9 protein-coding genes and 1 pseudogene are annotated in these 13,046 nt (G+C 41.1%); 3 read left to right on the forward strand and 7 right to left on the reverse strand.

Annotated elements, in window-relative coordinates:
• Positions 1-405 (forward strand): annotated as a pseudogene (locus DFR58_RS21920) (hypothetical protein); the annotation flags it as partial.
• Between the two features lie 420 nt (positions 406-825).
• Here the strand turns inward: DFR58_RS21920 and cas3 are convergent.
• The 6 genes from cas3 to DFR58_RS15565 form a co-directional block, all read right to left on the reverse strand.
• Positions 826-3,336 (reverse strand): CRISPR-associated helicase Cas3', encoded by a 2,511-nt coding sequence (gene cas3 / locus DFR58_RS15540; RefSeq protein WP_114298775.1) that lies wholly within the window; start codon positions 3,334-3,336, stop codon positions 826-828.
• A 12-nt stretch (positions 3,337-3,348) separates the two neighbouring features.
• On the reverse strand, positions 3,349-4,134 hold the full coding sequence (gene cas5b / locus DFR58_RS15545; RefSeq protein WP_114298776.1) for a type I-B CRISPR-associated protein Cas5b: 786 nt from the start codon (positions 4,132-4,134) through the stop codon (positions 3,349-3,351).
• Positions 4,135-4,179: 45 nt separating this feature from the next.
• The gene (locus DFR58_RS15550; RefSeq protein ID WP_114298777.1) at positions 4,180-5,145 is read right to left on the reverse strand and encodes a type I CRISPR-associated protein Cas7; all 966 of its coding nucleotides are present in this window, start codon (positions 5,143-5,145) and stop codon (positions 4,180-4,182) included.
• A 14-nt stretch (positions 5,146-5,159) separates the two neighbouring features.
• The gene (locus tag DFR58_RS15555) at positions 5,160-6,917 is read right to left on the reverse strand and encodes a hypothetical protein (protein WP_114298778.1); all 1,758 of its coding nucleotides are present in this window, start codon (positions 6,915-6,917) and stop codon (positions 5,160-5,162) included.
• A 14-nt stretch (positions 6,918-6,931) separates the two neighbouring features.
• Positions 6,932-7,621: a CRISPR-associated endoribonuclease Cas6 gene (locus tag DFR58_RS15560; protein ID WP_114298779.1), complete on the reverse strand. Its 690-nt coding sequence runs from the start codon at positions 7,619-7,621 to the stop codon at positions 6,932-6,934.
• Between the two features lie 1,752 nt (positions 7,622-9,373).
• Positions 9,374-10,135 carry a MerR family transcriptional regulator gene (locus DFR58_RS15565; RefSeq protein ID WP_114298780.1) on the reverse strand — a complete coding sequence of 254 codons (762 nt, stop codon included), beginning with the start codon at positions 10,133-10,135 and terminating at the stop codon, positions 9,374-9,376.
• A 427-nt stretch (positions 10,136-10,562) separates the two neighbouring features.
• On the opposite strand from DFR58_RS15565, the gene DFR58_RS15570 reads away from it, so the two are divergent.
• Positions 10,563-11,474, forward strand: coding sequence for a hypothetical protein (locus DFR58_RS15570; protein WP_147273192.1), 912 nt, complete (start codon positions 10,563-10,565; stop codon positions 11,472-11,474).
• A gap of 60 nt (positions 11,475-11,534) precedes the next feature.
• On the opposite strand, the gene DFR58_RS15575 is transcribed toward DFR58_RS15570, so the two are convergent.
• Positions 11,535-11,759 carry an aldo/keto reductase gene (locus DFR58_RS15575; protein ID WP_341457408.1) on the reverse strand — a complete coding sequence of 75 codons (225 nt, stop codon included), beginning with the start codon at positions 11,757-11,759 and terminating at the stop codon, positions 11,535-11,537.
• A gap of 126 nt (positions 11,760-11,885) precedes the next feature.
• Here DFR58_RS15575 and DFR58_RS15580 point away from each other — a divergent pair, with 126 nt between their 5' ends.
• Positions 11,886-12,809: a transposase gene (locus DFR58_RS15580; protein WP_114298782.1), complete on the forward strand. Its 924-nt coding sequence runs from the start codon at positions 11,886-11,888 to the stop codon at positions 12,807-12,809.
• The last annotated feature ends 237 nt before the right edge of the window (positions 12,810-13,046 follow it).

Consider the following 13,046-nt stretch of genomic DNA (forward strand, 5'->3'; position numbering starts at 1 on the left):
GAAAAGTACAGGGCTTTTACCGAATCAATGAGAGAAACAGGAATAATGAAGGAAGTGGATGACAGCATTATAAAGGCGTACACCGAAAATGTGTACAACAGTGAGAAAAGCTATATTGTAAGGAATAGAGCTCCTGAGGAGATAATACAAAAGGCAGGCCAATTTCTTGGAGAAAGGCTTGAAGAAGGCTTAAGAAGGAAGCACAGTCGGGAAACCAGCAGAAACAGGGCATTTATAACTTATATAATGAGGACACTATGCGGGTATACATATAAAAACATATGCAAATATATAGGCAATATATCGGCGGGCGGAGTATCAAGATTGTCAAATGATGGGTTCAAGTTGCTTAAGGAAAATATGCGGTATTGCAATGCTTTCAATTCATTAATTCAAACTGGATAAGCTTTTAAGATAAAAGTATTTATAAATAGGTCATGCACAGAGTGCAGGGGCCTTTTTCTGCTATGCATTAAACAGGTTGTATGAAAATCGAGATATACAAGCGAGCCCTTGACTATATAAATTTTACCTGCCGTCCCCTCACCCAAGCTGTCTTAACACGATTACTAGATTAAAAACATTTACAGGATAAGTGTACTTTTGTTTTTAATCTTGTCTATCCTTTAATCTTGTTCAGACAATGTATCTACTTGCCACACCTTGCCTCGCCTTGCGACGCTATCCCCTTCAAGCACATTCTCGGAAAATTAAGATATACAAGAGAGTCCTACAATATATGAATTTTACCTGCAGGGCTGTTTAATAAATTAGCTTTATTATATGCTGTATGCAATTTATGCAGAAGCGTCCCCTCACCCCACCTCATAGGAATATACCTCCGCTGTAATTCATAAATTCCTTTCTGTCAAACTTCTTATCCTCAGTTAAAAACCTCTGCGCTTCGTCAACATAGAAGTAACTGCCGAAGCTGTTGGGGCATTTCAGCCGTATGGCATCCTTTGAAGCGGCGTCAAAGGCAATGATTGTGTATGTAAAATACGCCATCTGCTCCGAAAGCCGTGAAAGCCAGACCTTCTTTTGGGCATACTCCATGCCTCCGTCAAGGCACAGCTCCCTGTATTTATGCCACAGCTCATATCCGTCTATTGTATTTTCTCCATCCTCCAAAATGTACGGCAGATATAGCTGAAATGTCTCCTGAGTTATAAGCTTCATTTTCTCCTGAACTTTTAAAAACTCAAGCTCCAATGCCTGTGATATGAACGCGTTTATGCTGTTTTTATTTAATTCGGAATTTCGTTCCTTAAGTATGTCTATACACCTTTTGTAAAATCCGGAAAAGTCCTTGTCTGCAAGATACTGCTGATACTCAGTATCCCTTAAGTCCATCTGCGTCCTGACGTCATTACCGTATATTTTGGAGGCATCGTCAAGATTAAAGAAATATGCCTCACATCCCAGCTTTGTACAGGATCGGTTTATTCTTCCCAAAAACTGCTCCTCGCTGTCCAGTATGGATATGTCCTTAAAGCCTATGTCCATGTCAATATTTACTCCCGCCTCAACAACCTGAGTGGCAACCACAATTATGTCCCGCGCCTCTTGGATCTCTTTCAGCAGACTGTTTCTGAAAAATTTATTGTCGTCTCCCGTCAGCTCTACTACCCTTTGATCTCTTCCCTTTATCCTGTTGTAAAAATCCCTTGCCGTACTCTTACGTATAAACTCAAAAAGAATTTTACCCACACAGCCTCTTTTAGCTATAACCTCCTCCAAAAACTCTTTCAGACGGTCAAGGCTGAATTCCTTATCCTCAAGCAGCTGAAAATCCAGCCTAACACGGTCTTTGAAAAAAGGAGCCTTAAAAAATCTGTCCCTGTCCTTTATGAGGTATGAAAGCATTTTATCCTCCTGCCCCATATCCAGAAATTCCTCAAGCCTGGGAAGGGTTGCCGACATAATAATAATCTTCATGTTCAGCAGCTTTGAGTATTTGTCCAGAAATAATATTATTTCATTCCATATTATGTTCCTGTAGCTCTGTATCTCGTCCAGTATGATTATGCTGTTGCACAGGTGGCACAAGGCAAAGTTGGCCTCTCTTCCCGTCCCGAAAAGAATGTTGAACAAATTCACATGAGTTGTCAGTACAACGGGATAATGGAGAAACTGCCTGTCAATCAGGCTCTTTTCATAATCCGCTCTGCCGTCGTCGGCATCGGTCTGCTCTTCCTCCTTCGTAACAATGGGGGTTATTGAGTTTATAACTGTAAATTTCAGGCTGTCTCCAAATACCTCTGAAAAGGTTTCCTTTGTCTGCTCTACAAGTGTATTGAAGGGGAAAATATAAAATATTTTGTTATACCGCCTGTCCTCTTTTATTATGTTTAATGCAAGATTGATTGAAATATTGGTCTTTCCCCCACCCGTAGGCGCCTCCAAATAGAATATACCCTTATCCATGCTTTGTAAAAGGCTCCTCTCGGCTTCCATAAATAACTCGCTTCTGAGGGCGTTTATAGGCATTTCCTTAAAATGCTGCCTGTCTGCCTTGTATTTCTCAATCCCTTTGCAGACATGGTACTGCCCGTATATTGAAAGCAGCTTCTCAACATTTTCAATAATGCCTATATCTTGAATAGCATTGGAATTGAAATACTCATAAGAGGCGTAATAATCACATGCAAGGATCAATGAAAAAAGCAGCTTGTTCAGTATGTAAAACTCTATTCCGTCAATATGACGGGCTATCCGGCGCTCCAATCTCTTTTTAAAATGGACGGTATTCACCCGGTCGGCGCTGCCGGGCTTGTAGCAGGCCAGCGATGATTTCTCCCTCTTTTTTGCCTCAAGCAGGTCTGTAAAACCGCTAAGGCTTTTAAGGTATGTATGATGCCGCGAGATCTGGTAAGCAAATGAATACAATATATTCATCATATAAAACTTCATGTCGCCCTGATACCTTCCGGTTATAACAGGGGTATAAATATCAATGAATATAAGCGCGGACAGCAGGGAATGCCCTCCTCCTTCCCTGCTGCGCCTGAACCTCTCGTTTTCCATCCTTCTGTTTTGAAAGCCCGGATTAATTTTGCCGGTGTCATGCAAATATACGGCATTGAAAAACATATCGGAAATAAGCTCCACGTAGTCCTCACTAAGCTTTGAGCCATCAAGCCTCATGTTTCCCGCTATACCATGTACAATATCTTCTATGCCTTTCTTTTCAAGCAACAGCATAAGGTATTTCTTCGTAAGAGACAGGTGCTCGCAAAGCGTCTCCTTTTCCTTTATTCCCTTGCTGTCCCTGTGTGCGTAAAATTTTTCCCCACAGTCAAAGATATCCTCAAGTCTGCAAAAATTCACAGGCATTCCTCCAATCGGCTAAAAGAAAGCAAGCACCCTGCCTCCGCATTCGTATACATCAGGCATCTGAGCCACGTTGCTTACAGACCTGTTAGTCATCATAAGCTGCTCAAATTCATAAAAATTGTAGCAGCCGTTAAGTCCCACCGGCATAACCTCGCTATACCAGAACTCCAATTCGTCCTCATCCAGCGTATTCTCTCCCAACACAGCAGCACCCTTTATAAAAATGGAGTCAATGCGGCTGCCCCCAGCCTTCTTCAGCTCAACAACCCCGCATTCTTCAATAACCGCCGAGTGATCGTTCTTGCCCAGATAAGGCATGTATACACATCTGCTTGCCGTCATATATTCCCCCAGTCTGCTAAAAACCTCCTCCGGTAGCCCGTCCTCCAGAACGTATATATGCCAGCAGGGGTTCTCCAGCCACTGTTCTCTGGTTATGAGGTTGCCTCCCTTTTCCCTGCTTGCATATCCCACGCTGTTATTAAAAACTTGAAGCTTCTTTGTAAAATACCCCTTTTGGGGAAGTATGGATATTTTTCCACCCTTAAGCACCTGATAAAACTCAGGATATTCATCTGTATTTTCCGTATTCTTGCCAGCAGCCTTTTTACCTGCTGCCCTCTTCCCCTTTTTCCTTTCCGCCTGCGCCGCATATCCACCAAGCCCAAGCACCGAGCCCAATATTCCCAGCACCGCTATTTTGTGTATATGCCCGTAGGTAAAATACGCAAAGGAGTTTACATCAGGCTTTTTAAAAAAGGCTGTTGCCCCGGAAAGTTTAAATTTTAAAGCCCTCATATTAAAAACTAAGGCCTGTTAATTCCCTTGGCCTGTCTCCTTCCGCTAAGATATCTCAAGCCCCGAAAAAATATTAAGCTCGTTATAGTCGGTCTGCGAATCCTTCAAGCCTGTCTTGACCGAAACGGTCAACGGATTATAATATACCTCAATTTTTTCTATGCTATCTCCAAAGCCCTTTAAGAAGTCAAGACCCGTTATGTCTATTTCATCCCTCTCCGTCCCCTTGTTAAACCTTACATACCTGTCCAGCGGGGGCAGGTACAAGTCCGCACCCTCCCTGCACTCCACAAAAATTGCAAACTCGTTTTCACAGCCCGACTTGCTGTTTGTGTTGAAGGCGGTGGCAGCCACGAGGCTTGCTCTCTTAAACTTTTGGTACGCCTCTCTGGTATAGCCCTCAAAGCTATCCACTATCCCTATGTACTCGTTGTAATTAAAGGGATTTACGCTGAACGGGTAGAAATAATGCGCCTCATCCGCAACAACCTTAGTCCCCAGTGAGGTGGCGCTGGCATCCTCCTTTTTGTCACTCGAATTTCTGAAGGGAGATAATATGTCCTGCGACTCGACTATTGTGCCGTCGTATTTGTTGAAGCCCTGTCCCACCTGAACCGCCCCTGTTATGCTTATGTTCTGATCCTTCTCGGCAAAGGTAGCACCGAAGCTCATTACATCAATGGCGGAGAAAAGGTTTTTTAATACCTCCTTTGAGGAGGTGCCCTTTTCAAGCATGGCACCCGGGAAAACATACATGTACCTCTCGGCAAGATCTCTGGGCTGCAGCTTGTCCTTCTCCTCACCCTTTGCCTTATCGTCTATTTTATATGACTTTATATATATAACCTTCTCGCCATCATTCTCCCACATCCTTTTGATGGGGTATTTAAATGCCTTATCGCTTCCGAAAATATCCCCCCTGCTTATGCTCTTGGGCCTTCCCGTAAAATCCGCATTCCAGTTGGACATAACGCTTTTAATGGCTGCAACGCCGTAAACCCTGTTTTTCATATAAAAGCACCCTCCTATTCATCCTTTTTAAGTAAAACATTCTCCGCCATAAACCCAGCCAGAAACATGTCGTCGTTGGATCGCATGTCGCCTCCCGCAGTATAGCCCTGTATCATGCTGAACACCTTTTTAAACCTCTTGCCTTCAAGGTAAATGGCATGATTATATGTTATGAAAGCGTTTTTTATCTGAGCCTTTAGCTGCTCCGGTGAATTAACCCTTAAAAAGGGCTCAATCATCCCCATTTTTTTGTCCTTTGCCTCGCTCTGTTTTAGAAGATAATAAGCCGCCTGTCCCGCGAAAAAGTAAAACTCGCTGTCGTTCTCACAGTCATACGCATTATTATCCTCTAATTTATTCTGCATGGCATCAAGCATAAGCCTAACCCTTCCTCCCATGTCACTGTCCCTCCCGTTAAAATATTCAAGAAGCGAAAACCTTAAGTTCAAGGCCCGCGCCGCCCTGTCAAAATATATGTCGTCCGACATTCTCGCCTGTTCCTTAACAAGCAAAAGGCTCATTTTGTACATTGCTTCATAAAAAGCATCCTTTATTCCCTTTTTAAAGTAGTCCTTAGCAGCATTTCTGGATATAAGGAGAACATCCATCATGGTTTTGGAAAACTCCCCCGTCTTGATCTTGATATCCTTAGGCTCCTTGTAGTATGAATATTTAAGCCTGCCGTTAAAAAAGGTTCGGCTTACCTCGTCCTCAAGCTCCCGCAGACTGCTTATGTATTTATCCTCTACGGGAAGCCTTCTGTCGCTGTCCTTTTCCTTATAGTGTATGTCAAGGTAATTGTACAGTGTAAATTCCATTTTACCTGTGTATTCAGGTACATAGTCAAATTCCTCAACCGTAAGCGTCGTACCCCTTGTAAAATGGATATAGTAGAAGGCCTTCTCCCTGTATTCCTCTCCTAATACGCCTGCAAAATCATAGTCATACGGAATACGCAGCACATCGCTTTCCTGACACTCCAGCCAGTCAAAGAACTTTTTTACAAGGATTGCATCCTTTATGCTTATCCTGAAGGAAACATCATAATTAGTGCTTTTGTGGTTAAGATATGGCTTTTTTGAATTAAACCCAATGTTGTTGTTGGAAAGGCCGACTAACATATCGTTGATTTTAATATTGTATTTGTTGTCGTTAAAAATCTTAGGAATCAGATACCTTTTACATTCCAGTATATACGTCTCCATTGCGGCATGAAAGAAAATTTTTATATACTTGTCAAATTCATGCGACCTTATAAGTTCCGATATAGAATCAAGATTGCCAAGTATAAAGTCCTTGCAGCGGTCAACCTCGCCGCCTTCCGTTTCAGGTATTCCCGAAGCCTCAATAAGCTCAAGTGCCTTTGCGTCATAGCGTTCCCCATTTGGCTTTTTGAACACCTGAAAATACCGTTCAAGGCTGGCTTCAAGCTCATCCTCCGACAAAAGCTTGTCCCCCTTGCCCACGCCGGGGAAAATATCCTTTTTTATAAATACCGACAGGTAGTTGTTGCTGTGAATGGTTTTCTTAGGGTCTATAGGCTTGTTCATGTCAATAAGCCTGCTGTAATAGTCGGCGCTCTTAAACCATTTGACAAGCTCATGATCCCTTATGTCCTCAAAGGCTTTTCTGTTTATGGCCTTGCCCTCCATGGAGCCGTCAGGGTTAATCCTTATATACAGCCCGTTGTCGGGAACGTATGAATCCAGTATCATTTTGTCTCCATGCGCATCATAGGCCTTTTCAAACAGTGCCGCAAAATCATTTACCATCCCTTTACTCCCCCTTACTTTGCACTGCAAAAGCCAAGCCCCGCGCTGGAATTCTTCTCTAAGAGCCCCTCTGCCATAGCAATGAATGCCAGACGCTGAGAACACTCATCCTGATTTACAGCCAGCTTGAACTTGTTTCCTATGAGCTTGGTGTCCTTATAATTTAAGGCTATGGGCTTATGATTCAATATATACAGGCCCTGAATGAAGCTTCCCGACGGCTGGAGAGCTTCATTGAAAAAATCGTTGTATTTTTTAAGAAGGTTTATTTGCATCCTCTCCTGCAATAATATTATGTCATCGTCTCTTATCCAATGCTTTCCCTCTACTGTAGCAAGTGCCGGAGTAATTGTGGTAAGCTCATTGATAAAGCGGTATTTCTGAACCTTTATTTCAGAGGCTATCACCTTGAGCCCTCCCCGGATATCGGGAAACAGATTTTTAAACTTGAGTATCATATTTCTGTCGAGGCTTCTCACCCTGAAAACATAAACATTGCCCGCGTGGTATGTCTTACTCTCCTTATCCACAGGAAAGAGGCTTGAGAAGACGTAATGCTTGAAGGTATTTTTCTTATGCCTTTCAGCAAGCTCCCCGTCAAGGAACATTGCCTTGTTTATGAAGGATGACAGCATTTGGTTGGAATAGGTATAATGGACATCCTCAAGAAGATAGGCTGTGCAGACAAGCTCATAATACTGCATCTTTGACCCTCCTTAGGTATTTAAAATTTATATATGAACTGGCTTTAAACTTTAGCAGCAGGAATATAGCGTAAGTATAAATTGTAAGGTCATACCTAATTTTTAAATTAAAGGTTATTTACATTACATTTTCAAAGGATTTTTTGTATAATATAGTAACTATATACCAAATTTAGGCGTATGTCAATACATACATTTACTTTTAGTGCTATATTTTGATTTATTATTTATAAGATTTTAGTGTTGTATATTTAATTTGTATGTTAATACATATTATGTTATTATTTATATATCAAAAAATTTTAACCCTAACATCAAAATGTATTGAAATTTTGAAAATGTCATGTATCTTGGCAGAAACCTAAACACATGGTGTAGTTATCGTCTTTGAAGAATTTTCTGTTTCAGATCATTAAAGCCCTGTCGAGTTAAGCTTCGACAGGGCTTTGACTTTTGCGGTATCCGTTTGTGAGAGGAACGCCACAGGGGGCGTTCCCTAACGGTCTACATCCCATGTTAAGGTTCAACTAAGATTAAGGTTGTAGGTATAATAGCGGCTCTATAATTTCAATACATCCTATGTTAAGGTTCAACTAGGCCTGCCTCTGGCCTGCGTAGGACTTATGGATTCATTTCAATACATCCCATGTTAAGGTTCAACTGATAAGTACTTAATGCACACATTGTTTAATATTTTATTTCAATACATCCCATGTTAAGGTTCAACCCAAAGAGGCTGTAAGAGCTGGTGCAAATCCTGTAGCATTTCAATACATCCCATGTTAAGGTTCAACTGACGAAGAAAAACAGCTCGATGCAATTCTGAACATATTTCAATACATCCCATGTTAAGGTTCAACAAATAAAGATACTTACAACAAGTTAAAATCACAATAATTTCAATACATCATATGTTAAGGTTCAACGTTAGAGACATGGAGGCATATGCTTAAAACTCTACAATTTCAATACATCCCATGTTAAGGTTCAACACATCATATTTGCGGAGCCAATTGCAGCGGTATTTATTTCAATACATCCCATGTTAAGTTTCAACCAGCATAGAAAGCGGGTTTCAGCTTTTGCCATTTTCCCTCTTTCCTACTCATTATAGCACTTTCAGCGATTTTTTTCCAGTCGTTTTAGGGAATTTTTCAAAAGGAGAAAAATTTCCTTCAAATACCCTTACTTTAAGGCTTTTCAGCTTTTTCTCCTCTTTTGCGGTTGGAAAAATTTATGCGTTAATGATTCCCCACCCAAAGCTTCACACTCCGTCATTAATAAATCGCTCCTTTCACAAAATCCTATATATTTTCCTTGAAATATACAAGGCGTAAGGGGGAAACCGCAAGACCAGAGGTTCGAAAACAAAACAGTGATCACAAAAGCTTTATATCCTCCAGCCCCACAAAAGCCTCCCCCTCATACGCCATGTTCTTTTAAGGAAAATAAAAAGCACCATGCAGGGTCCATCCCATGCACAGCGCCGAATATCGCTAATCGGAGTGCAACACAAACACAATACAATAATTGTAAGCTCCTCTTGCTTAATAGGGCAAAAGGACTTATAATAAGGTATGTGCGGTACAGCTTGGAAAGCTGTTGTGTGGGTGGGTCTTCACCTGCGCAAGCCTGTGGAGTCTCGACCCTCCACAGGATGCCGCACTATTTTATTTTCCTATCGGTATTATATATGTTTTGTGCTGGAAGGACAAGAGGTTTTTGCACAAAAGTGGTATTTTTTATTGGGCCTTATGTCTGCTTTGCTGTATAAACAAGCACCGCATCCTTTAAAAACTCGGTCATTCCCGGCTCTCTGTCATAGTATGCCTTAAACCTCTCGTCACTTGTATACATCTGCACAACACCAGCATGAGCCTCCTTGGTATAGCTGTCCCAATAAAGACTCAGCCACTGCCTGTGCAGGTCTGCCGCCTTCTGCGCCAGCTCGCCCTCAGGCTTGCCCGTTTTAAACGCCTCTTGGAGTGTGTCCAGCACCTCCTTTTCAAGTGCCGAGGCTCTGTCAAATTCCTCTTGCGTCATATTCAGCAGTTTGTCGTTCGATCCTTTCACAGCCTCATTCCCATATTTCTCACGGTTCTCCTTTCCATACTGCTTTTCATTGTCGTCAACAAGCTTTTTCTTAAAGCCTTCAAATTTTTCTGTATCACTCATTTTAATGCCTCCTTCTCTTTCTGCAATTGTTTTATTAACATTTTCAATCAACAAATCCAATTGCTCTCTTTTTTCAAGAAGCCGGTCACGGTGTCCTCTCAATGCTTTTAATACATCAAAGGAGGATGCGGCAAAAATACTTTTTCTTTCTTCGAGACTTACTCCCAGCTCCCTGTAAAACAGTATTTGCTGCAGTCTGTCTACCTCCGCCTTGCCGTAAATGCGATACCCTGAGGAATTGATCCTTGCCGGCTTAAGAATGTCAATTTCATCATAGTATCTTAATGTCCTTGTACTTATGCCCGCTATTTTTCCAAGCTTTTGCACCGTATATTCCATGCTTTCGCCTCCTGACAGCATAACTATATACCTTTACGTAACGTTAATGTCAATAGAAGCGTCCCCTTTCCCTTGTCTTTCCCTTTAATTTCTTCATTGTCTATATATTTCTTCATGAAATCACCGTGAAATGGCGAGACCCTTTTATTATTGCAATATGCTTTAAATTATGCAATAATATGTAATAGAAATATTCCCATTGGCTTATTGTCTCAGCTCTTAATTCTTATAAGTGAAAGCAGATTACAGAAATATTACCCGCAGTGCTATTGTATATCATATGGGAAGGGAACCCTTTGGATTGGTTAAACCAGGAGATAATGATCTTCAAGCACATGAAAGGCCTAAATTCATGAATAGTAAAATTTTGTATACACATGACCCAATTGTCAATACATACACAACATATGGAATTCTATTTTCAATTATGCATGATAGGATGTGGCCATGGATATTTAATAATTTTATACAAATCAGGTATGCCCCCGCATGGGGAATGTACGTTTTTGACAATCACCGCTTACTTTTAAGTGACTGTCCATATATAGCATATTATTGTTTTCCGCAAAGCTTAATAATATCCAAATGGAATAAATCCTTAAAACAATTAATAATTGATTCGGTCAATTCTGATTTTTATCTGTTTTTATTTGCAGACCGCTACTATATCCCAAAATCAGACTGTTACTTAAAGGAGCATAATCCTCATGAAATCTTTATATTCGGCTATGATCTGGAGAAAGAGATTGTCTATGCTGCAGACAATCTGGAATACGGTAAGTTTATCCAAATCAAGTGCACCTTTCAAGAGCTGGAAAACGGCTATTGGAGTGTAAAAGGAAAGTATACTCTTCTGACAGATGTACGCTTATTAAAGCCAAAAGATGACATTACCTGCGATTTTGATCTAGAACAGGTACTTTTAAGTCTGGACAGCTACCTCAATTCCAAAAGAACAGTTGACGTATCGGAGGATCAAAAATGTGATTTTGGCTTTGATTCCTTCAGAAGAATTTTTGAAGATCTTAGCAATCTTTCAGCAGGTGAGGATTATATAGACATAAGGCCGTTTCACCTTTTTTACGAGCACAAGCTGTTAATGGATATGAGGGTAAAATATTTGGTTCAGAACGGGTATCTGCCGGGTGGTATTAGTTTAACAGAAAGCTTTTCCACTTTGAAAGATGATTATCTTTCTTTAAGAAATCTTATAGTAAAGTATGATGTAAAAAAAGATCCTAAATTAGTGAGTCGCATAACAAATAAATTTCAACAAAACATTATGGTTGAAAAAAGCTTGATTGCCAACCTGATACAAGCCATTATTCAATCCGGATAAGCCTGGTGCGCAGACAAAAGGCAGGAAAGAGGACACCGGAGCATCCCCTTTTCCCCTTCCTCACCATATAATGGTATCCGGATCAGGGGAATAGCCGACACAGCCTTTCAAATCGGCAATCAGCCTGACATCCTCCACTTCCAGTTCAAAATCGAACACCTCCGTGTTTTCCTTGATCCGTGCGGGTGTCACAGACTTTGGTAAAGGCAGGTATCCCCTCTGCAGGCTCCAGCGGATGCAGATTTGGGCTATGGATTTTCCATACTTCTTTGACAACGCCTGCATTTCCGGGACCTCAAAGATTTTGCCGACACCAAGTGGAAGCCGGGATGGGGACGCTTCTTCTTTTAGAACATTTGTTCTTGACACATTATACCTAATCTTATATAATAGATCCAAGAGGTGGTTATAATGCCAAGAGCAGCAAGAAAAAAATCTGAAGAATGCATGTATCATGTTATGTCCAGGAGCATAAGCGAAATAGACCTTTTTCAGTGCGACGAGGATAAGGACTACTATCTTGCGCTGCTAAAGCGGTATATAGATAAATATTGCTGCAAAATATACGCTTATGCCCTTATGGACAATCATGTCCATATTTATATAAACCCTTGCGGATATGACATATCGTTATTCATGCGCTGTCTTAACAATGCGTATGTGGCGTACTTCAACAGGAAATACGACCGCCATGGGCACCTGTATCAAGGCAGGTTTGCCAGCTCTATAGTAGACAGCGATACATACAGCCTGACACTGTCTGCGTATATCCACAACAATCCTAAGGATTTGCCGGAATATGCAGGAAAAGAGGAGCTTTACAGGTATTCGTCATATGGAATCTACACAGGCCGGAGGAAAGACCTTGAAGAAATAGTGGACGTAAGCTTTATACTTGCACACTTTGGAAGAGACAAAAAAACAGCCCGGGAAAAGTACAGGGCTTTCACCCAATCAATGAGAGATACCGGCATAATGAAGGAAGTGGACGACAGCATTATAAAGGCGTACACCGAAAATGTGTATAACAGTGAGAAAAGCTATATTGTGAGGAATAGAGTCCCCGAGGAGATAATACAAAAGGCAGGCCAATTTCTTGGAGAAAGGCTTGAAGAAGGCTTAAGAAGGAAGCACAGCCGGGAAACCAGCAAAAACAGGGCCTTTATAACTTATATAATGAGGACATTGTGTGGGTATACACATAAAAGCATATGCAAATATATAGGCAATATATCAGCAGGCGGAGTATCAAGACTGTCAAATGAGGGGTTCAAGCTGCTTAAGGAAAATATGCGGTATTGCAATGCTTTCAATTCATTAATTCAAATTGGATAAGCTTTTAAGATAAAAGTATTTATAGATAGGTCATGCACAGAGTGCAGGGGCCTTTTTCTGCTATGCATTAAACAGGTTATCGGAAAATCGAGATATACAAGCGAGTCCTTGACTATATAAATTTTACCTGCAGAGCTGTTTAATAAATTGGCTTTATTATATGCTGTATGCAATTTATGCAGAAGCGTCCCCTTTTTTTATTGGCAGAAACCTAAACACATGGTGTAGTTATCGTCT

It is taken from the genome of Anaerobacterium chartisolvens (assembly GCF_003337415.1).
GTDB lineage: Bacteria > Bacillota > Clostridia > Acetivibrionales > DSM-27016 > Anaerobacterium > Anaerobacterium chartisolvens.

Excerpts from the sequence above, each read along its gene's own strand:
- cas3 (WP_114298775.1), bottom strand. The coding sequence starts at position 3,336 with ATGCCTGTGAATTTTTGCAGACTTGAGGATATCTTTGACTGTGGGGAA.
- cas5b (WP_114298776.1), bottom strand. The coding sequence starts at position 4,134 with ATGAGGGCTTTAAAATTTAAACTTTCCGGGGCAACAGCCTTTTTTAAA.
- DFR58_RS15550 (WP_114298777.1), bottom strand. The coding sequence starts at position 5,145 with ATGAAAAACAGGGTTTACGGCGTTGCAGCCATTAAAAGCGTTATGTCC.
- DFR58_RS15555 (WP_114298778.1), bottom strand. The coding sequence starts at position 6,917 with ATGGTAAATGATTTTGCGGCACTGTTTGAAAAGGCCTATGATGCGCAT.
- DFR58_RS15560 (WP_114298779.1), bottom strand. The coding sequence starts at position 7,621 with ATGCAGTATTATGAGCTTGTCTGCACAGCCTATCTTCTTGAGGATGTC.
- DFR58_RS15565 (WP_114298780.1), bottom strand. The coding sequence starts at position 10,135 with ATGGAATATACGGTGCAAAAGCTTGGAAAAATAGCGGGCATAAGTACA.
- DFR58_RS15570 (WP_147273192.1), top strand. The coding sequence starts at position 10,563 with ATGCATGATAGGATGTGGCCATGGATATTTAATAATTTTATACAAATC.
- DFR58_RS15575 (WP_341457408.1), bottom strand. The coding sequence starts at position 11,759 with ATGCAGGCGTTGTCAAAGAAGTATGGAAAATCCATAGCCCAAATCTGC.
- DFR58_RS15580 (WP_114298782.1), top strand. The coding sequence starts at position 11,886 with ATGCCAAGAGCAGCAAGAAAAAAATCTGAAGAATGCATGTATCATGTT.